Raw genomic sequence first — 19,161 nt, 5'->3', positions numbered from 1 at the left:
CGTAACACCACCCCACGGGCCTGCTCCACGTCTAGCTTTCGCCTTCGCCTCCGTAGGAGGACGACACCTGCGCGCCGTCGGTGAGGGCGTCGATACGGGCGGCGAGGTCGGCGTGGGCCGGGCTCAGATGGGGACGGGCGGCGGTCAGAGGTGCGATGAGGGTGGTGGGATCGTCGTCGGCGAGTGCCGCGTCGAGGTAGCCGACGGTGATACGGGAGGTCGCTGGAAGGTCGGTCAGGGCGGTGATCTCAACGGCGAGACGGCGCAGATCGGCGGCGTTGCGGCGAGCCCAGGCGGTGAGGACACGGTCGGCCGCGCGGCGCTCGCGGATCGCCTGCACGCGCTGTTCGCCGGTCGTTCCAGCAGGCCCAGGGCGCTGGCGCAGATAGCGGCGCTCGGCGGCCTGGCGGCTGGCGACGCCGAGAGGCTGGGCGAGGTCGGCCCAGCTCGCGCCCGCCTGGCGTGCCGTTTCGATCAGACCCGTCTCCCAACCGGCGAGATGCTCACGGACCTGGCGCAGCAGGAGCAGGGAGGCCAGGGCCTGTTCCGGGCCCGAGCGATAGTCGGCCGGCTCGTCGGCATCGCCGCTGTGGGCGGCCCGTACGGCTTCGTGGATGACTTCCAGGGCCGCCGCGGCGGCGAGGAACGAAGCCGGACTCTGCCTCCCGTCACCGTTGGGCGACGAGGCGTCAGACGGCGTTGTGGGCCGGTCGGTTGAGGCCACGGCGGTCTCCTTCCGGAAGCGTCATCGCTGACGCCATCACTGCTGTCATCATTTCGACGACACCCTGCTTGTCATCCATTGGATGACATGTTACAACGGGATACAGGTGAAGCGCATTGGCAGTTACTGCCCAGACCTTCTGGAGGTGTTCCACGATGTTGATGCGCACTGATCCCTTCCGCGATCTCGACCGGCTCACCCAGCAGCTTCTGGGACACGGCACCTGGACGCGGCCGACCGCGATGCCGATGGACGCCTATCGCGACGGCGAGGAGTACGTGGTGGTGTTCGATCTGCCCGGTGTGACGCCGGAGGCGATCGACGTCGACGTCGCGCGGAACATGCTGACGGTCAAGGCCGAGCGCCGGCCGGCGGCAAAGGCCGACGATGTGCAGATGGAGCTGTCCGAGCGGCCCCTGGGCGTCTTCTCCCGCCAGATCGTGCTGGCCGACACCCTGGACACGGAGCACATCAAGGCCGACTACGAAGCGGGCGTGCTGACGCTCCGTATCCCGATCGCCGAGCGCGCCAAGCCTCGCAAGGTCGTCATCGGCGGCGAATCCTCCCGCAAGGAGATCCACGGCTGAGCCGCGCGAAGCGCGAAGAAGAAGAAAGGGTCCGCGCGAAGAACCACGCGATGAAAGAGGGCGGCCGAAGTGGTCATGCTTGGCGAAGCGTTCCTGGCACGCGTCCAAGAGCGCGGCGAGTACAAGACCCGGCAGGAAGCCGAACGGGCGAGCCGCGTGGTCCTCGCGCTGCTGGGCGCGCATCTGGTCGGCGAGGTACGGTCCGAGCTGGCGGCCCGGCTTCCGGAGACCTTCGCCCTGATCCTGCTCAATCCGCTGCAGACCGCCGAGCCGCTCCCTGCCGAGCGGTTCATACGGGCCACGGCGGCCTGGATCGAAGGTTCGACCGAACGGACCGCGGCATGGGACGTCAGCGCGGTGCTCAGCGTGACCGCCGACGCTGCCGGTGAAGACCTCACCCAGCGCATCCTGCTCCAGCTCCCACCGGGCTACGACCTTCTCTTCGGTCACCCGCAGCCCATCTGACCAACCACCCGTCTGACCCATGCCCCGCAGGGACCGGACCGCCCCGGCCCGACCCGGCCTCGGCGACGAGGTCGCAGGTCACGCGTGCGGGGCATGACCTTGGGTCTGCTACGCTGATTCAGCGACATCAGCCAAGCGGTACGTGTCCAGCCGGTCACCGGGAATCACCAGTCCGGACGGTCAGGGCGCGAATTGCTTTGGGGGCACGCGCTACCGTGTGCGAGACTGGTGCTCGCACATCGCATGGTCCTGTGGAGCAGCTTGGAGTGCTCGCCACCCTGTCAAGGTGGAGGCCGCGGGTTCAAATCCCGTCAGGACCGCTGCAACCGTCAGGTTGCGTGGCTGGGTAGCTCAGTTGGTACGAGCGATCGCCTGAAAAGCGATAGGTCGCCGGTTCGATCCCGGCCCCAGCCACCACCGCTCGCAAGGGCACGAGCCCCGCCGAGATCCTCGGCGGGGCTTTCCCGTACGCGTCCGTACACGCCTCTCATCCGTACACACCTCTCATGCGCCGCTTCTCCCACGTCACGTGCCGCCCGTACGTCACGTGCCGCCCGTTCCGGCCTCTTCGGTACGAGTACGGGTACGGTCCGGCTCCCTCGTATCTCGTCCGCGCGGCCGACGCGCCACCGTGACCACGACCGCGACCAGCGCCACGGCGGTCAGCAGCGCCCAGTCCGGCACGGCCGCGGCGATATCGCGCGCCCGGCGTTCGACCTCGAAGGACGCGTCGACCGAGAGCAGCCCCGGCAGCGCGGTCGTCCCGTCGAAGACGAGGAAGACCGTCCCCAGCACGATGAAGAAGAGCCCGGAGAGCAGCGAGGTCGTGTGCAGTTCGAAGCGGCCGGCCCGGAAGGTACGGCCGCGCAGCCAGGTCCGGCGGCCGAGACCGTACCGCTCCCAGAGCAGGGCCAGCAGGAACAGCGGTACGGCCATGCCGAGCGCGTACACCGCGAGCAGCACGCTCCCGTAGACCGGCGTACCGCTCAGCGCCGCCACCGTCAGCACACTGCCGAGGATCGGCCCCGCGCAGAAGCCGGCGAGCCCGTAGACCAGGCCGAGTGCGTACACGGACAGCGCGGTCGTGGGCCGGATCCGCCCCGACAGCTCGGCCATACGGCGCGAGGCGAAGCCCAGGCCGAGGATCTGGGCGAGCCCGAGCGCGATGATCAGCCAGCCGCCGAGGGCGACCAGCAGATCGCGATGGCCGTAGAAGAGCCGTCCCGCGAAGGAACCGGCGGCGCCCAGCGGGACGAGGGTGGTGGCCAGGCCCAGATAGAAGATGCCGGTGCGGGCGAGAAGGCGGCCCGCCGAGTCGATGGAGTACGCGAAGAACGCGGGCAGCAGCAGGGCGCTGCACGGGCTGAGCAGCGCCAGCAGACCGCCGAGCAGCGCGACCGGGTAGCCGATGTCGGTCGTCACCGATCGTCCTTGCCGCCCTTGCTGCCCTTGCTGTCACTCTTCGTGGTGTCCTTCGCCGGGAGGCCCATCGGAGCGGCGTCCTTCGTCGTCGGGCCGTTCTTCGTCGGGAGGTCCTTGGGGAGGTCTTTCGGGAGATCCTTCGGGGCCGTGTCCTTCGGAGTCGTGCCTTTCGGGGCTGTCTCCTTCTGAGGCGTGAGCTTGGGCGGAGGATCCTTCTTCGCCGCCTCGATGGCCCGGGTGAAGGTCTCCAGCGGCTGGGCGCCCGCGATGGGACGGCCGTTGACGAGGAAGGACGGGGTGGAGGTGGCGCCGAGCCCGTACGCCTCCGCCAGGTCCTTCCGTACGGACGCCTCGGCAGCGTCGCTCTCGCGGTCGTCCCTGAACCGGTTGATGTCTTTCACTCCGGCCTCGCGGGCGAGCTGGTCGAGCCGGTCGACGGCGAAGCCCTTCTCCTTCGATCCCTGGGCGTACGCGGCGGTGTGGAACTGCCAGAAGCGGCCCTGCCGGCCGGCGGCCCAGGCGGCACGGGCCGCGGCCTCGGACTGGTTGCCGAAGATCGGGAAGTTGCGCCATTCGATACGGAGAGTGCCGTCGTCGACGTACTTCTTGATCAGCGCGGGCTCGCTGTCGCGGGCGAACTTCCCGCAGTAGCCGCACTTGAAGTCCGCGTACTCGACCATGACCACCGGCGCATCCGCACGGCCTACGGCGAGCGGATCGCCCACGCCGCGCCGGGCGAACTTCATCAGCTCGGGATAGACGCGGGGCTGCGGCTGGGCGGGGATCTCGGCGATCACCCGGTCCCCGGACGGCGCGCGGGAGGGCGAGTCCGGGCGGGTGGAGGTGTACGAGACGACGCCGAGCAGCACGGCGGCGGCCACGATGCCCGCGCCGACGACGATGGCCTGCCGGGAGGGACGGGCCGTAAGCGGCGACGGCTCCGGAGAGGCCGGTGGAGAGTCCGGTGGAGACGCTGCGGGTGGAGGAGACGACGGCGGAAGAGCCGCCGGAGAGGAGGGCGGCGCAGACGAGTCCGGCGCGGACGGCGGCGACGCAGGCGACGGAGACGGCTGAGAAGGCGACGGAACCGGCAGGGGCGGTGACGACGGAACCGACGGAGACGGAACCGGAACAGGAACCGATGACGGCGGCGCCGACGGCACCGGAGGAGAGACCGGTGGAGACGCCGGGAGCGTGGACCCCGGAGAAGCGGACAGCGACGGCGAAGGCGGCGGGGCCGCGGGCGGCTCCACCGGAGGCGACGGAGAAACGGGCGGCGAAGCCTCTGGGGACGGCGGAGGCGTCAGCGGCGCTGTCGGAGCAGACGGGGAGTCTGATGTGGGAGCCGACGGCAGCAACGGTGGCGCAGCCGACGGAGACGGCGACTCCGAGGGCGGGGCCACCGGCAGGGACGGAGCCGACGCAGGCGGAGAAGACAACAAAGACGTCAGTGACTCGGCCGACGGAAGCGGCGGCACGGGCGGAGCCACAGACGTAGACGGAGACGGAGACGACACAGGGGGCACGGGCAGCACGGGCTCAGCCGACGGAAGCGGAGAAGCAGGCGGAGAAGCGGCCGGGGCCGAAGGCAGCGACGAAGGAGACAACGCCACGGCAGGCGACGCAGACGCGGAGCACGGCGAGGACGACGAGGAAGGCGACGGGCCGGACACGGGCGAGGACGTCGGGGGCGACGAGGACGGCGGCGGCGCAGCCGACTGAGGCGGCGACGCGGACGACGACTGGCTCGTGGACGAAGACGGGCCGGCGGACGGTGTGGCAGACATGGGCGAGCAACCTCCGCGACAAAGGGAACGAAAAGAATGGACCGGACAGGACCTAAGTCCCTCCCTATACCCGCTGCGCGGAGAGGACGACCGGTGAACGCCCAGCGAGCGGCGGCGGTCCACGCTCCCGTGTGACGGACGGAACGGCCCGGCCACCACCAAGCCCCGTCGCCGAACGACCCCGCCGTACGACCTCGCCGTACAACTCGCCAGGCCACGCCCACCCATCCCCCGGCCGCCCCGAATTCCCCACTCGAACCGCTCCGAACCGCCCCGGGCCACTCCAGACGCCTCGGACCGCCTCGGACCGCCCCGGGCCACTCCGGACGCCTCGGACCGCCTCGGACCGCCCTCGGCCACCCACCACCCACACCTCCACCCGCCCCGCCCGAAATGGGTTCGCCACCCCCGAGCCGCGGGTGAGATCCTTGGCTCGGTATGTCTACTTCCTTCGCCGATCTCCAGACCCTGCTGGCCGATGTCTCGCTGCGCGACGCGCAGCGGCTCGGCCGCCGTCTCGAGGGCGCCCGGCGCATCCGTAAACCCGAGGCACGGCAGGCCGTGCTGGACGAGATCGCCGGTGAGGCCGGGAAGGCCGGCGAGCGGATGCGGCTGCGCGGCGCGCGCGTGCCCGCCGTCACGTATCCCGAGCAGCTCCCCGTCAGCCAGAAGAAGGACACGATCCTGGAGGCGATACGCGACCACCAGGTCGTGATCGTCGCGGGCGAGACCGGGTCGGGCAAGACGACCCAGATCCCCAAGATCTGTCTGGAGCTGGGCCGCGGCGTCCGCGGCATGATCGGGCACACCCAGCCACGCAGGCTCGCCGCCCGTACCGTCGCCGAGCGGGTCGCGGACGAGTTGAGCACGCCTCTGGGCGAGGCCGTCGGCTGGAAGGTCCGCTTCACCGACCAGGTCGACCAGGACGCGACCTTCGTCAAGCTGATGACCGACGGCATCCTGCTCGCCGAGATCCAGACGGACCGCGAGCTGCGCGCGTACGACACGATCATCATCGACGAGGCCCATGAGCGCAGCCTCAACATCGACTTCCTGCTGGGCTATCTCGCCCAGCTCCTCCCGCGCCGCCCGGATCTCAAGGTCGTCATCACCTCGGCGACCATCGATCCTGAGCGCTTCTCCCGCCACTTCGGCGACGCTCCCATCGTGGAGGTCTCCGGCCGCACCTATCCGGTCGAGGTCCGCTACCGCCCTCTTCTGGAGGAGGACGGCGAGGACGGCGACCGCGACCAGATCACCGCGATCTCCGAGGCCGTGGACGAACTCCATTCGGAGGGCCCCGGCGACATCCTCGTCTTCCTCTCCGGCGAGCGTGAAATCCGCGACACCGCGGACGCCCTGGAGAAACGCAAGCTGCGCGGCACCGAGGTCCTCCCTCTCTACGCCCGGCTCTCGCACGCCGAGCAGCACCGCGTGTTCCAGCGGCCCTCCGGGAACGTGACACGCAGGATCGTTCTCGCGACGAATGTGGCCGAGACCTCGCTGACCGTTCCCGGCATCAAGTACGTGATCGATCCGGGCACCGCCCGTATCTCCCGCTACAGCCACCGCACCAAGGTCCAGCGCCTGCCCATCGAGCGCATCTCGCAGGCCAGCGCCAATCAGCGCAAGGGCCGCTGCGGCCGTACGTCCGACGGCATCTGTATCCGGCTCTACTCCGAGGACGACTTCGAGTCCCGCCCGGAATTCACCGACGCCGAGATCCTCCGTACGAATCTGGCCTCCGTCATCCTCCAGATGACCGCGGCCGGCCTCGGTGACATCGAGAGGTTCCCTTTCATCGATCCGCCGGACCACCGCAATATCCGCGACGGTGTGCAGCTTCTCCAGGAGCTCGGCGCGTTCGATCCGTCGCAGGCCGCGCAGAAGGATCCGAAGAAGAAGCTCACACCGCTGGGCCGCAAGCTCTCCCAGCTCCCGGTCGACCCGCGCCTGGCCCGAATGGTCATCGAGGCCGACCGCAACGGCTGTGTACGGGAAGTCATGGTGATCGCCGCCGCGCTCTCCATCCAGGATCCGCGCGAGCGCCCGGCCGAGAAGCAGACGCAGGCCGATCAGCAGCACGCCCGCTTCAAGGACGAGACGTCGGACTTCCTCGCCTTCCTCAATCTCTGGCGGTACATCAGGGAGCAGCAGAAGGTGCTGTCCTCCTCCGCCTTCCGCCGTATGTGCAAGTCGGAGTATCTGAACTTCCTACGGATCCGGGAGTGGCAGGACATCTACTCCCAGCTCCGTACGGTCGCCCGGCAGATGGGCATCCATCTCAACGAGGAGGACGCGGCCGACCAGTCCGTCCATGTCTCCCTCCTCGCCGGCCTGCTGTCGCACATCGGTATGAAGGATGTGAAGGAAGCCGGCGCGGAGGCCGCAAAGAACGCCGGCAAGAGCACCGGCAAGAACGAGTATCTGGGCGCGCGCGGTGCCAAGTTCGCGGTGTTCCCCGGCTCGTCGCTCTTCAGGAAGCCGCCGCGCTTCATCATGTCCGCCGAGCTGGTGGAGACCTCCCGGCTCTGGGCGCGCGTCAACGCGAAGATCGAGCCCGAGTGGATCGAGCCTCTCGCCGGCCATTTGCTCAAGCGCACCTACAGCGAGCCGCACTGGGAGAAGGACGCGGCGGCCGTGATGGCGTACGAGAAGGTGACGCTGTACGGCGTGCCGATCGTCGCCCAGCGCAAGGTGAATTTCGGCCGTATCGATCCCGAGATCTCCCGGGAGCTCTTCATCCGCAACGCGCTGGTCGAGGGCGACTGGCGTACGCATCACCAGTTCTTCCATGACAATCGCAAATTGCTCGGCGAGGTCGAGGAGCTGGAGCACCGCGCACGGCGCCGCGACATCCTCGTGGACGACGAGACGCTCTACGACTTCTACGACCGGCGCGTGCCGGACGATGTGGTCTCCGGCGCGCACTTCGACTCCTGGTGGAAGACAAAGCGCCGCGAGGAGCCGGAACTGCTCGATTTCGAGCGGTCGATGCTCATCAACGAGAAGGCCGGCTCGGTCACCAAGGACGACTATCCGGACTCCTGGTGGCAGGGCCCGCTCAAGTTCCGTGTGACGTACCAGTTCGAGCCGGGCGCGGACGCGGACGGCGTGACCGTCCACGTACCGCTCCAGGTGCTCAACCAGGTCACCTCCGAAGGTTTCGACTGGCAGATCCCCGGGCTGCGCGAGGACGTGGTCATGGAGCTGATCCGCTCCCTGCCCAAGCCGATCCGCCGCCATTACGTGCCCGCGCCGAACTACGCGAAGGCGTTCCTGGAGCGCGCGGTGCCGCTCCAGGAGCCACTGCCGGTCACGCTCGCGCGCGAGCTCCAGCGGATGGTGGGCGTACCGGTCACGGGCGACGACTTCGATCTGTCACGGGTGCCCGACCATCTGAAGATCACATTCAGGATCACCGACGAGCGGCGCCGCAAGATCGCCGAGGACAAGGATCTGGAGGCGCTGAAGCTGAGTCTGCGGCCCAAGGCCCGCCAGGCCCTCTCCCAGGCCGCCGCGGCCACCGCGGAGCGCTCGGGCGGCGCGTCGATCGAACGTACGGGACTGACGGACTGGACGATCGGCAGCCTCTCCCGGGTCTTCGAGACGCGACGGGCCGGCCAGCCGGTCAAGGCGTATCCGGCCCTGGTCGACCAGGGCGCGACCGTGGCCGTACGCCTCTTCGACACGGAGGCGGAGCAGCAGCAGGCGATGTGGGCGGGAACGCGGCGGCTGATCCTGCTGAACATCCCGGTGAATCCGGCGAAGTTCGCCTCGGACAAGCTCTCCAACCAGCAGAAGCTGGCGCTCTCCCGCAATCCGCACGGCTCGGTCCAGGCGCTGTTCGACGACTGCGCGATGGCCTCGGCGGACCGGCTGATCGCGGACCACGGAGGTCCCGCGTGGGACGAGGAATCGTTCCGGAAGCTGTACGACAAGGTCCGCGCCGACCTTGTCGACATGACCGTACGGACCATCGGCCAGGTCCAGCAGATCCTTGCCGCCTGGCAGGCGTGTGAGCGCCGGCTGAAGGCCACGAACAGTCTGACGCTGGTGAACAACGTCCAGGACGTCAGGGACCAGCTCGCGGTCCTCGTACCAGCGGGCTTCGTCACCCGCACCGGGCTGCGCCGGCTGCCGGACCTGATGCGCTATCTCGTGGCGGTGGACCGGAGGCTCCAGCAGATGCCGACGGCCGTCCAGCGCGACACGACGCGGATGGAGAAGGTCCACGAGATGCAGGACGAGTACGCCTGGCTGCTCGAACAGCTCCCGAAGGGACGGCCGGTGCCGCAGCAGGTCCTGGACATCCGCTGGATGATCGAGGAGCTGCGGGTGAGCTATTTCGCGCACGCTCTGGGCACGGCGCAGCCCGTCTCGGACAAGCGCATCATGAAGGCGATCGACGCGGTGGCGCCGTGACGCCCGCCGTGACGGTCCCGTCGCCAGCAGTCAGTTCGACCGCACCCTCCGAGCTGCTGTAGAGTCTCGTTTCGCAGCCGAGGAAACAAGGCCGCGAAACCTGGTCCTGTGGAGCAGCTTGGAGTGCTCGCCACCCTGTCAAGGTGGAGGCCGCGGGTTCAAATCCCGTCAGGACCGCAGTGAAAAGGCCCGTATCCGATCGGATACGGGCCTTCTTTCCGTGCGCCCGGATCCGAGGCCGCCGCAGGGGAGTGCTCGTATCCGATCGGGTACGAGGCTTTTTGTGCGCCCGTATCCAGCTCGTTACGGGCCCTCTTGTGTGCCCCCGTCCGGCGTACGCGCAGACGCCTCGCGCGGCCGAGTTCCTTGGGTATGGCAAGGGCCGTCGACGTCCCGGTATCGGCCCAGTAATGGCGTGCCCAAATCGCCGGGGCGCGGTCCTGAGTGTCTTGACGGCGCCATCCGCCGGGGGTACCTAAGCATCAGGGCCCTTTGTTCGTCCCAGTCCGGGGCCCGCACCGGGGGGTGGTGTCCGGGATGTCATCGACAGCGAGGCATGAGACACGCGCGCTGCTGCGCGCCCATCTGGCCGCCGCCTCAGGCCATCCGCACCGTACGGGCCACTGCCCGATCTGCCACCGTCTCCAGCGGCTCGCCATGGAGCCCACCGCTGCCGACGACGGCTTTGCCGACGGCTTCTTCGAGGACGAGTTACCCGACGATCTGACGCCGTCCGCGCCTTGATCCCGCCTGATCCCGCCGTGACCTCCCGACGGCCCCTGAGCGGCCTCCAGGCGGCCTCCGACAGGCCGCACACCCGCCGGACCGCCCTCTCGCCGGTCCGCACCGGCCCCGGGACACCGTCGGCACCGATCGGGTGGGATCCAGCAGGTGAGACAGACGTCATTGACAAGGGGCATGCGGTGTGACGGGCATCACGGAACAATTTCGACCAAGGGCAGCGCTTACACCCTTCCTACAATCCATCAATTTAGTATGTGCAATTGCACCACCTACGAAATCCCTCCGGAAACACCCGCCTCATCCTTCACACAGCGGCCGAGCAGGACCGGAACACCAGCCTCCCGGCGCACAAAAAAGATCGCGCTGGACCCGGCGGAGTCCAGCGCGATCGACGACTTACCCGTGTTGCGTAGGCATGGGACCTGTTGGGGCAGGTGCCCGTCGTATGGAGCTATAGGTCGGGACGACCGGATATGGGGGACCCGGCTGTGCCCTGGTCAGTGAGCCCGGCTGGGCTCTGTAGTGCCTTGTTGCGCCTTGCTGAGCCGTGAAAAAAGGCGTCAGGCCTCGCTGCGCTGCTGCGGAATACCCGCAAGCAGTGCGCGGACCTCTGCCTCGCGATACCGGCGATGCCCACCGAGCGTGCGGATGGACGTGAGCTTGCCGGCTTTTGCCCAGCGAGTGACCGTCTTCGGGTCCACGCGGAACATCGTGGCAACCTCAGCCGGGGTCAGCAGCGGCTCGGCATCAGGGGTGCGAGCGGTCATGAGCGGCCTCCTCGGGAGAACCGAACCATCTCGGTTCTTTCCTCTAAATTCTGCACCTTGACCCGCGTTGCCCGAAATGGCGGACGCGGGCCGAGTCGGTTATAGGACGAACGGCTTGTCCTCGGCACTACAACTACACCATCCGTCCAGCCACGTCGGCCAAACCGATGGAATTGCCCTCTGAGGTGTTCATCAGCGGCGGAAGCCGATGGACCATGCCATAGCGGACAGTCACGTCACAGATACGATCAGTCACAGAGTGATCAGGAGCCACTGGACCCCCCGTATAGCGTGCAATGCTGAGTGATCCGCCCACACTTGGGCGGAAGGAGCCCTCCCCGGACTCCTTGTCCTATTTTGACACGAGGAGGGGCGATGGGCGCAAGAGCCCCGTTAGTGCGGTCCGTCACGCTTGCGGGCATAGGCCCGGATCGAGACCTCTGCCTCAGGGTCCGAATTCAAGTGTCGTTCAAACGCACTTCAAGCCCGATTCGGGACCCGTTCATGCCCGCTTGCCCGACCGTTCCGGTATCGCCTGCCCGAAACGGTCAGTTGGCGAACAATCGCTCCCTGACCGCCCGCCAGCGCTCCGTCAGCCGGCCGTAGGCCGCTCCCGCGCTCTCGCCGTCACCGAGCCGCAACGCCGCGATCCCGGCCGCCACATCGGCGGCCGAATGGTCCTCGGCGAGCTGCGTCCCGGAGAGAGCGTGCACCAGACCTCCGTAGTCCAGTTCGACCAGCGACCGCGGATGGAACTCTTCCAGCCACCGTCCCACATCCACCAGACCATCGATGAGCGGTCCGTCGTCCACCGTCTCCCGCAGCGTCTTCAGCGCGCGGGCCAGCCGCCGTCTCGCCTGCACCATCGGCGTCCGGTAGCGCAGTACGGGCACTCCGGGCCCGCCCGCCTCGTACTCCCGCTCGTCGTCGGAGAAGAGCGTGAACCAGCCCACCGGCACCTGCCAGACCGCCGTCCTGATCCAGGGCCGCGCGTCCGGATTCCGGTCCCGCCAGCGCTCGTAGTCCGCGGCGGCCTGTCCGCGCACCACCGGCGGCAGCACCGCGTCGAGCAGCGGCACCGGCAGCGACTCCGCCAGCTCCTCCAGCGCCAGCCAGCCGCGCAGCCGGGTACGCCAAGGACAGACACACACCACACCGTCCACCACGGCGACGAACGCGTCCCCGCTCTCGTGCACCGGTACGGCGACCGGCGGCGTCGGCAGCAAGTCGGCCAGGGAGCGGCGCAGTTCGTCCTGCGCGGTGGGCGTACGGTCACGTCTGGCGTAGCGCGCCCAATGGTCTCTCTCCGGCTCCGGAAAGGCCGCCAGCGGCTCATAGACCCGCAGGTAGGACGCGTAAGGAACGAGAACAGAAGACACCGCCGGCATGCCGCGCATCGTCCCACGCCTGTACTCCTCCAGGGGGTGATCCTGGGCACTGCGGCTGATCTACGCCCCCGTAGGACTTACTCTCTTGCTTGCCCAGCCGGTCCCTCCCCACCCACAGGAGGGACTTCCCACCGCCGCTTCGTACTTGGGAGTCACCACCGTGACCGATCTGACCGACGGCGTCCTGCACACCCTGTTCCGCTCGGAGCAGGGGGGCCATGAGCAAGTCGTGCTCTGCCAGGACCGTTCCAGCGGCCTCAAGGCCGTCATCGCCATCCACTCCACCGCCCTGGGCCCGGCCCTCGGCGGCACCCGCTTCTATCCGTACGGATCCGAGGCGGAGGCCGTCGCCGACGCGCTGAACCTCTCCCGTGGCATGTCGTACAAGAACGCCCTGGCCGGCCTCGACCACGGCGGCGGCAAGGCCGTGATCATCGGCGATCCGGAACAGATCAAGAGCGAAGAGCTGCTGCTCGCATATGGCCGGTTTGTGTCGTCGCTCGGCGGCCGGTACGTCACGGCCTGCGATGTCGGCACGTATGTGGAGGACATGGACGTCGTGGCCCGCACCTGTGCGTGGACCACCGGCCGCTCCCCGGAGAACGGCGGCGCGGGCGACTCGTCGGTCCTGACCGCGTACGGAGTCTTCCAGGGCATGCGGGCGAGCGCGCGGCACCAGTGGGGCGACCCGTCGCTGCGCGGCCGTACGGTCGGGATCGCGGGCGTCGGCAAGGTCGGCCACCATCTCGTGGAACACCTCCTGGAGGCCGGCGCGCATGTCGTGATCACGGATGTACGGGAGGAGTCGGTACGCCGGATCACGGACCGGCATCCGCAGGTCGCCGTCGTCGCCGACACCGAGGCGCTGATCCGTACCGAAGGGCTGGACATCTACGCTCCGTGCGCGCTCGGCGGCGCGCTGAACGACACGTCCGTTCCCGTCCTCACCGCGACCGTGGTGTGCGGAGCCGCCAACAACCAGCTCGCGCACCCGGGCGTCGAGAAGGATCTCGCGGACCGCGGGATCCTCTACGCGCCCGACTATGTGGTGAACGCCGGCGGAGTGATCCAGGTCGCCGACGAGCTGCACGGCTTCGACTTCGAGCGGTGCCGTGCGAAGGCCGCGAAGATCTTCGACACCACGCTTGAAATCTTCGCACGTGCAAATGAAGATGGTATTCCGCCGGCCGCCGCGGCGGACCGGATCGCCGAGCACAGGATGGCGGAGGCCCGCCACCGCTGACGGTCGGGAGAGGGGCGTCCCGGCATCCGGGAGACGAGACTCACGCCGGTCGGCGGGTCGCCCCTCCAGAAGAGGTTAAAATCGACGCTGACCAGCGAGGACGGGGCGCCTCGTTGGTCCTGCGCCGGGGCGCGTCATGCGGGCGGCGTACCGTATGGCCGCGGAAGCAGGTACCGTTGAAGCCCTACGGACGGGTCTCTCCGCGGAGAGCTCGTTCTGATTCATGAACGCGTGTCAAGACTCTGGGGCCGTCGAGCCCCGTCACCGAGGGGGTCGAGCCATGGGGCGCGGCCGGGCCAAGGCCAAGCAGACGAAGGTCGCCCGCCAGCTGAAGTACAACAGCGGCGGGACTGACCTGTCGCGTCTGGCCAACGAGCTGGGCGCGTCGACCTCGAGTCAGCCGCCGAACGGCGAGCCGTTCGAGGACGACGACGAGGAAGACGACCCGTACGCACAGTACGCGGATCTGTACAACGACGACGAGGACGAGGACGACGAGTCCGGACCCTCGGCGCAGCGCCGCGGCGCTTGACGTCCGTATACCCAGAGCAGTATCTCAGTGGCCCGGTCCGGGGCCGTAGTCCTGGACCGGGTTCTGTGCTGCCCAGATGTCCACCGGGCCATGGGCGGTCCATGAACGCTCGGTCCATGAACGCCCAGCACGGCTCGGCGGACCTTGGCTCGGCGGACTTTGGCCGACTTTGATCGGCGGCCCGCCATCCGTGGCTGTCATGGCTGGTTTTCGTACTGTCATGAGCGCTTCGCATCGTTCGTGACCGGTGCCGGTGCCAGTGACCGAGGCCGCTGACCGGCTCAGCTCCGGTAGTCGCCCGTCAGTGCCGCGCCCGTGGTGTGCTCGCCACGCTCCGTGATCTCACCGGCGACCCAGGCGTCCACTCCTCGGTCGGCGAGCGTGGTGAGCGCGGCGTCGGCCGATTCCGCCGGGACGACGGCGATCATGCCGACTCCCATGTTCAGCGTCTTCTCCAGCTCCAGGCGCTCCACCCGGCCGGCCGTTCCGATCAGGTCGAAGACCGCGCCGGGCGTCCAGGTCGAGCGGTCCACCGTGGCATGCAGCCCGTCCGGGATCACCCGGGCGAGATTGGCGGCCAGACCGCCGCCGGTGACGTGACTGAACGCGTGCACCTCGGTCGTCCTGGTGAGCGCCAGACAGTCCAGCGAGTAGATCTTGGTGGGCTCCAGCAGTTCTTCGCCCAGAGTGCGGCCGAACTCCTCGACCTGGCGGTCCAGCGACCAGCCGGCCCGGTCGAAGACCACATGACGGACCAGTGAGTACCCGTTGGAGTGAAGACCGGAGGACGCCATGGCGATCACCGTGTCACCCGTACGGATACGATCCGCGCCGAGCAGCCGGTCCGCCTCGACCACGCCCGTACCCGCGCCGGCGACATCGAAGTCGTCCTCGCCGAGCAGCCCGGGATGCTCGGCGGTCTCGCCGCCGACCAGCGCGCAGCCGGCCAGCACGCAGCCTTCGGCGATGCCCTTGACGATGGCGGCGACGCGCTCCGGATGGACCTTGCCGACACAGATGTAGTCGGTCATGAAGAGCGGCTCCGCACCGCAGACGACCAGATCGTCCACGACCATGCCGACCAGATCGTGACCGATCGTGTCGTACACGCCCATCTTGCGGGCCAGATCGACCTTCGTACCGACTCCGTCGGTGGCGGAGGCGAGGAGCGGGCGCTCGTAGCGCTTGAGGGCGGAGGCGTCGAAGAGGCCGGCGAAGCCGCCGATACCGCCGAGGACCTCGGGGCGGCGGGTCTTCTTCACCCACTCCTTCATCAGCTCGACCGCGCGGTCACCGGCTTCGATGTCGACGCCCGCGGCGGCATAGCTGGCACCAGTAGTCGTCTCGGACATGGCTGGGTACTTTCCTGTCGGCATTCGGTCGTCAAGCATTCGATGGTCAAGGGTGAGTGCGAGGGGTGGGTGTGAGGGCGGCCGGGAGAGATGGGATCGCAGGAGCGGCGTCATGGACCGCGGACCGCAGGGCCGGCGCCGGCATTACGGACGCCGGCATTACGGGCGGCGGAGCGCGTCCGTGGCTGCGGTATTGGCCGGGCCCGCCGCCAGCTCGTTCTCCAGGAGCTGCTTGCCGAGCAGCTCGGGATCGGGCAGATCCATCGGATATTCGCCGTCGAAGCACGCGCGGCAGAGATTCGGCTTGGCGATCGTGGTCGCCTCGACCATCGCGTCGAGTGAGATGTAGGCGAGGGAGTCGGCTCCCATGGAGATCCCGATCTCCTCGACCGTCATCCCATTGGCTATCAGCTCGGCCCGGGTGGCGAAGTCGATACCGAAGAAGCACGGCCACTTCACCGGTGGTGACGAGATCCGGATGTGGACCTCGGCGGCGCCCGCCTCCCGGAGCATCTTGACCAGGGCCCGCTGGGTGTTGCCGCGCACGATCGAGTCGTCGACGACCACCAGGCGCTTGCCCCGGATGACTTCCCTGAGCGGATTCAGCTTGAGGCGGATACCGAGCTGGCGGATGGTCTGGGACGGCTGGATGAAGGTCCGGCCGACATAGGCGTTCTTGACGAGGCCCGAGCCGTACGGAATGCCGCTGGCCTCCGCGTAGCCGATGGCGGCCGGCGTGCCCGACTCGGGGGTCGCTATGACCAGATCCGCCTCGACGGGAGATTCTTTGGCGAGTTTCCGCCCCATTTCGACACGGGACAGATAGACGTTGCGCCCGGCGATGTCCGTATCGGGACGGGCCAGGTACACGTACTCGAAAACACAGCCCTTGGGCTTCGCTTCCGCAAATCGCTGGGTACGGAGACCGTTCTCGTCGATGGCGATCAGCTCGCCGGGCTCGATCTCACGGACATACGCGGCGCCGCAGATGTCGAGGGCGGCGCCCTCGGAGGCGACGACCCAGCCGCGTTCGAGACGGCCGAGGACCAGCGGGCGGATGCCCTGCGGATCACGGGCGGCGTAGAGGGTGTGCTCGTCCATGAAGACGAACGAGAAGGCGCCGCGGACATCGGGGAGGATCCGGGCAGCGGCTTCCTCGACGGTGAGGGGCTTGCCGTCGTCGTCCACCTGGCTGGCCAGCAGCGCCGTCACCAGATCGGTGTCGTTGGTGGCGGCGACCCGGGTCGAGCGGCCGTTCTCCTTGGGCAGATCGGCGACCATCTCGGCGAGCTGGGCGGTATTGACCAGATTGCCGTTGTGACCGAGCGCGATGGAGCCGTGGGCGGTGGCCCGGAAGGTCGGCTGCGCGTTCTCCCACACCGAAGCTCCGGTGGTGGAGTAGCGGGCGTGGCCCACCGCGATATGGCCCTGGAGGGAGCTGAGCGAGGTCTCGTCGAAGACCTGGGAGACCAGGCCCATGTCCTTGAAAACGAGGATTTGGGAACCATTGCTCACAGCGATGCCCGCGGACTCCTGTCCACGGTGCTGCAGGGCATACAGTCCGAAATAGGTGAGCTTGGCGACCTCTTCGCCCGGGGCCCAGACTCCGAAGACGCCACAAGCGTCCTGGGGGCCCTTCTCTCCGGGGAGCAGGTCGTGGTTGAGTCGTCCATCACCACGAGGCACACCACCGAGTGTAGGCGAGATCGACCACTGGTCCGAATTGGGGATGCGGGCCGGCTCCGCGATCACCCGTCGGAAGACGCCCGGCTACTTGCCTGAAGCCGCGGCCACGGCGTCCAGGCCCTGGCCGTCGGCCTGCTTGAGGGTCAGGGAGCGGTGGTGCAGCTCATATGTGACTTTGCCCTCCAGCACCTTCTGCACCTGGCGTTCCAGGGTCATCTCGGGTCCGGGACAGAGCTTGCGGGTGGCGGAGAGCCGCCCGAAGGTGATGGTGGCGGCGGCCTTCTCTCCAGTCCCTTCCGCGGCCTCGGAGACCTTCGCGGTGCCGCGGAAACTGTTGCAGCCGAGGCTGCCTTCCACGGAACCGTCCTTACCGAACGTGAAATGCGCCTTGCCGTCGGTGCCCTGCGGCAGGGAGGTCGCGGTGGCGCCGTCGGTCAGCGCGTTGACGGTCCACTCCGTACCGGCGAGCGGGACGGGCGGCGCGGAGGTCAGGGTGATCGTGTCGCCGTCGGCGGTGGTGAGCGTGAGCCGCCGGTCCTCGGCGGAACCTCCCTCGACTCCCTCGACGGTGGCCTTGAGCTTTCCGGCGAAGGCTCCGCCGAGGGCCTTCTCGAAGGCCTGAAGCTGCTCGGGACAGCCGATCAGCGTCGACTCCTTGTCACCCACGGTGATCGTGTCGCCGTCGACGGCGACATCCGCGCCAATGGTGTTGCAGCCCGTGCTCACGCTGGCCCGGCCGTCGGCGCCGATCTCCACGCTCGCTCCGGCGGGCGCGGCGGTCTTCTTGCCGTCGACGGTCAGACTGTCGACGCTCCAGTGGACATCGGTAAGAGGCAGGTCGGACTGTACGGAACCGCCGGAGCCACTGCCGGAGCCGGACTCCGTACCGCAGGCGGCCAGCGTGAACAGTGCGACGGCAGTGACCGTAGTGACAGCGGTGGTCGCAGCGATGTTGGTGATCTTCTGTTTCCGCATACCCGTGGGACGGGGCGTCGCGGCGTACGGTTCCGTCGCTCTGTGTGCCGATGCCTCTGTCACCTCATGAGCGGAAGCAATCCACCCAGGTCCGCGCGCTCCCCGCTCGCGCTGACGTGCGCCGCGTCGAGCGCCTCGCGCCAGGTCGTACGGCCGGTGGCGAGCCGGATCCAGGTGAGCGGATCGGTCTCGACGACATTGGGAGGCGTGCCACGGGTGTGCCGTGGTCCCTCCACGCACTGCACCACGGCGTACGGCGGAATCCGCACCTCCGTCGACGCACCGGGCGCCTTCACGGCAAGCGCGTCGGCGAGCAGCCGGGTGCAGGCGGCGAGGGCCTGCCGGTCGTACGGAACGCCCAGCCCGGCCACGGCCCGGTTGAGGTCATTGGTATGAACGATCAGCTCGACGGTCCGGGTAACCAGAAAGTCACCGAGCCGCATGGCACCGACCCGCGTCGTGATCACCCGATCGTCGGGAGTCGCCGGCAGCAACGCGGCGATCCGCCCGGCAGTGCGCTCGAACAACTCGTCGGGGGAAGCGGACGCGGCGACTGCCTTGACGTCCCGGCTGATGTCCGGGGCGAGATCGGCGGTCACGAAGGGCCAGCGGAGGAGGGGGAGGACGGGGGTGAAAGCGGTGGGGATGGAAGTGGTCACGGGGGTGGTCGCGGGCTGCTGGGTGGAGAGCTCGGCGGAGAGTTCGATGGTCCGGTTGACGGACTCGACGGCCATGGCCAGATGCGACACCAGCTCACGAACGGTCCAGTCACCAAGAGCGGTGGGCAGGGCAAGCTGCTCGGCCGTAAGGCCGACGACGGCTTCACGTACGTTCCCGAACTGCGCCAGAACGGCGGCCCGGATCTTGGCGGAGTCGTAACTACGGGTGCGCTTCTTGGCCGGTGGCATGGGGTGAGGCTAATGGAGCACCGCGGTCTGGCTTGCGGGCGCGGGAGTGGAGTGGGGCGGTGACGCGTCGGCTCAGCGTCGAACCGCCGTCTGTTGGCTGAGGTTCAGGACCGCTGCTGGGGTGGCGTTGTTGTCTGCGAGTGCAGACCGAGAGGT

General features: G+C 68.4%; 17 protein-coding genes and 3 tRNA genes. 10 read left to right on the top strand and 10 right to left on the bottom strand.

The features are described 5' to 3' along the window. Positions 1 to 31: 31 nt before the first annotated feature. Entirely contained in the window at positions 32 to 724 is a 693-nt protein-coding gene (locus ACFV6H_RS21310) for a type III effector protein (protein WP_385544292.1), read from the bottom strand. A 155-nt stretch (positions 725 to 879) separates the two neighbouring features. On the opposite strand from ACFV6H_RS21310, the gene ACFV6H_RS21305 reads away from it, so the two are divergent. From ACFV6H_RS21305 to ACFV6H_RS21290, 4 genes are all read left to right on the top strand, one after another. Continuing rightward, positions 880 to 1,311, top strand: a complete 432-nt coding sequence (locus tag ACFV6H_RS21305; RefSeq protein ID WP_384986195.1) for an Hsp20/alpha crystallin family protein — start codon at positions 880 to 882, stop codon at positions 1,309 to 1,311. 75 nt (positions 1,312 to 1,386) lie between these two features. Next, complete coding sequence (locus ACFV6H_RS21300; protein ID WP_093594246.1) at positions 1,387 to 1,776, top strand: DUF2267 domain-containing protein; 390 nt, start codon at positions 1,387 to 1,389, stop codon at positions 1,774 to 1,776. A 245-nt stretch (positions 1,777 to 2,021) separates the two neighbouring features. Continuing rightward, positions 2,022 to 2,096: transfer RNA gene (locus tag ACFV6H_RS21295), tRNA-Asp, on the top strand. Positions 2,097 to 2,116: 20 nt separating this feature from the next. Beyond that, positions 2,117 to 2,193: transfer RNA gene (locus tag ACFV6H_RS21290), tRNA-Phe, on the top strand. Between the two features lie 126 nt (positions 2,194 to 2,319). Here the strand turns inward: ACFV6H_RS21290 and ACFV6H_RS21285 are convergent. Both ACFV6H_RS21285 and ACFV6H_RS21280 read right to left on the bottom strand, forming a co-directional pair. Continuing rightward, entirely contained in the window at positions 2,320 to 3,198 is an 879-nt protein-coding gene (locus ACFV6H_RS21285; protein ID WP_385544287.1) for a cytochrome c biogenesis CcdA family protein, read from the bottom strand. Next, complete coding sequence (locus tag ACFV6H_RS21280; RefSeq protein WP_384780369.1) at positions 3,195 to 4,079, bottom strand: DsbA family protein; 885 nt, start codon at positions 4,077 to 4,079, stop codon at positions 3,195 to 3,197. Before ACFV6H_RS21280 ends, ACFV6H_RS21285 begins: the two co-directional genes overlap by 4 nt. Positions 4,080 to 4,162: 83 nt before the next feature. Here ACFV6H_RS21280 and ACFV6H_RS21275 point away from each other — a divergent pair, with 83 nt between their 5' ends. Then, a complete protein-coding gene (locus tag ACFV6H_RS21275) occupies positions 4,163 to 4,696 on the top strand; it encodes a hypothetical protein (RefSeq protein ID WP_385544283.1) in 534 nt (177 codons plus the stop codon). Between the two features lie 41 nt (positions 4,697 to 4,737). Here the strand turns inward: ACFV6H_RS21275 and ACFV6H_RS21270 are convergent, their stop codons facing one another. Next, complete coding sequence (locus ACFV6H_RS21270) at positions 4,738 to 5,007, bottom strand: hypothetical protein (RefSeq protein WP_385544280.1); 270 nt, start codon at positions 5,005 to 5,007, stop codon at positions 4,738 to 4,740. A gap of 416 nt (positions 5,008 to 5,423) precedes the next feature. On the opposite strand from ACFV6H_RS21270, the gene hrpA reads away from it, so the two are divergent. The 3 genes from hrpA to ACFV6H_RS21255 all read left to right on the top strand — a co-directional run bounded on the left by hrpA (position 5,424) and on the right by ACFV6H_RS21255 (position 10,154). Further along, on the top strand, positions 5,424 to 9,410 hold the full coding sequence (hrpA, locus tag ACFV6H_RS21265) for an ATP-dependent RNA helicase HrpA (RefSeq protein ID WP_385544277.1): 3,987 nt from the start codon (positions 5,424 to 5,426) through the stop codon (positions 9,408 to 9,410). A 102-nt stretch (positions 9,411 to 9,512) separates the two neighbouring features. Beyond that, a tRNA-Asp gene (locus ACFV6H_RS21260) sits at positions 9,513 to 9,587 on the top strand. 360 nt (positions 9,588 to 9,947) lie between these two features. Further along, positions 9,948 to 10,154, top strand: coding sequence for a DUF6274 family protein (locus ACFV6H_RS21255; RefSeq protein ID WP_093601540.1), 207 nt, complete (start codon positions 9,948 to 9,950; stop codon positions 10,152 to 10,154). Between the two features lie 560 nt (positions 10,155 to 10,714). On the opposite strand, the gene bldC is transcribed toward ACFV6H_RS21255, so the two are convergent. Beyond that, positions 10,715 to 10,921 (bottom strand): developmental transcriptional regulator BldC, encoded by a 207-nt coding sequence (bldC, locus tag ACFV6H_RS21250; RefSeq protein ID WP_003949541.1) that lies wholly within the window; start codon positions 10,919 to 10,921, stop codon positions 10,715 to 10,717. A 548-nt stretch (positions 10,922 to 11,469) separates the two neighbouring features. Next, positions 11,470 to 12,309: a hypothetical protein gene (locus tag ACFV6H_RS21245; protein ID WP_385544273.1), complete on the bottom strand. Its 840-nt coding sequence runs from the start codon at positions 12,307 to 12,309 to the stop codon at positions 11,470 to 11,472. 160 nt (positions 12,310 to 12,469) lie between these two features. Here ACFV6H_RS21245 and ACFV6H_RS21240 point away from each other — a divergent pair, with 160 nt between their 5' ends. Together ACFV6H_RS21240 and ACFV6H_RS21235 are read left to right on the top strand one after the other, a co-directional pair. Further along, positions 12,470 to 13,552, top strand: coding sequence for a Leu/Phe/Val dehydrogenase (locus tag ACFV6H_RS21240; protein WP_385544270.1), 1,083 nt, complete (start codon positions 12,470 to 12,472; stop codon positions 13,550 to 13,552). A 280-nt stretch (positions 13,553 to 13,832) separates the two neighbouring features. Then, positions 13,833 to 14,084, top strand: coding sequence for a DUF3073 domain-containing protein (locus tag ACFV6H_RS21235; RefSeq protein WP_046508206.1), 252 nt, complete (start codon positions 13,833 to 13,835; stop codon positions 14,082 to 14,084). Between the two features lie 281 nt (positions 14,085 to 14,365). On the opposite strand, the gene purM is transcribed toward ACFV6H_RS21235, so the two are convergent. The 4 genes from purM to ACFV6H_RS21215 all read right to left on the bottom strand — a co-directional run bounded on the left by purM (position 14,366) and on the right by ACFV6H_RS21215 (position 19,005). After that, complete coding sequence (gene purM / locus ACFV6H_RS21230) at positions 14,366 to 15,436, bottom strand: phosphoribosylformylglycinamidine cyclo-ligase (RefSeq protein WP_385544266.1); 1,071 nt, start codon at positions 15,434 to 15,436, stop codon at positions 14,366 to 14,368. 159 nt (positions 15,437 to 15,595) lie between these two features. Beyond that, positions 15,596 to 17,122, bottom strand: coding sequence for an amidophosphoribosyltransferase (gene purF, locus ACFV6H_RS21225; protein WP_384986200.1), 1,527 nt, complete (start codon positions 17,120 to 17,122; stop codon positions 15,596 to 15,598). A gap of 84 nt (positions 17,123 to 17,206) precedes the next feature. Further along, the gene (locus tag ACFV6H_RS21220) at positions 17,207 to 18,097 is read right to left on the bottom strand and encodes an META domain-containing protein (protein WP_385544262.1); all 891 of its coding nucleotides are present in this window, start codon (positions 18,095 to 18,097) and stop codon (positions 17,207 to 17,209) included. Positions 18,098 to 18,156: 59 nt separating this feature from the next. Further along, positions 18,157 to 19,005, bottom strand: a complete 849-nt coding sequence (locus ACFV6H_RS21215) for a sterol carrier family protein (protein ID WP_385544259.1) — start codon at positions 19,003 to 19,005, stop codon at positions 18,157 to 18,159. Between the last annotated feature and the right edge of the window lie 156 nt (positions 19,006 to 19,161).

The organism is Streptomyces sp. NPDC059743, from assembly GCF_042732975.1.
Lineage (GTDB): Bacteria > Actinomycetota > Actinomycetes > Streptomycetales > Streptomycetaceae > Streptomyces.
The sequence above is the reverse complement of the archived record's forward strand: the minus strand, read 5'-3'. Positions and strand labels throughout refer to the sequence as shown.

What these genes read in the sequence shown, in the direction of transcription:
- bldC (WP_003949541.1), bottom strand. Translation starts at nt 10,921, where the DNA reads ATGACCGCTCGCACCCCTGATGCCGAGCCGCTGCTGACCCCGGCTGAG.
- ACFV6H_RS21235 (WP_046508206.1), top strand. Translation starts at nt 13,833, where the DNA reads ATGGGGCGCGGCCGGGCCAAGGCCAAGCAGACGAAGGTCGCCCGCCAG.
- ACFV6H_RS21215 (WP_385544259.1), bottom strand. Translation starts at nt 19,005, where the DNA reads ATGCCACCGGCCAAGAAGCGCACCCGTAGTTACGACTCCGCCAAGATC.
- ACFV6H_RS21245 (WP_385544273.1), bottom strand. Translation starts at nt 12,309, where the DNA reads ATGCCGGCGGTGTCTTCTGTTCTCGTTCCTTACGCGTCCTACCTGCGG.
- ACFV6H_RS21220 (WP_385544262.1), bottom strand. Translation starts at nt 18,097, where the DNA reads ATGCGGAAACAGAAGATCACCAACATCGCTGCGACCACCGCTGTCACT.
- ACFV6H_RS21305 (WP_384986195.1), top strand. Translation starts at nt 880, where the DNA reads ATGTTGATGCGCACTGATCCCTTCCGCGATCTCGACCGGCTCACCCAG.
- hrpA (WP_385544277.1), top strand. Translation starts at nt 5,424, where the DNA reads ATGTCTACTTCCTTCGCCGATCTCCAGACCCTGCTGGCCGATGTCTCG.
- ACFV6H_RS21300 (WP_093594246.1), top strand. Translation starts at nt 1,387, where the DNA reads ATGCTTGGCGAAGCGTTCCTGGCACGCGTCCAAGAGCGCGGCGAGTAC.
- ACFV6H_RS21255 (WP_093601540.1), top strand. Translation starts at nt 9,948, where the DNA reads ATGTCATCGACAGCGAGGCATGAGACACGCGCGCTGCTGCGCGCCCAT.
- purM (WP_385544266.1), bottom strand. Translation starts at nt 15,436, where the DNA reads ATGTCCGAGACGACTACTGGTGCCAGCTATGCCGCCGCGGGCGTCGAC.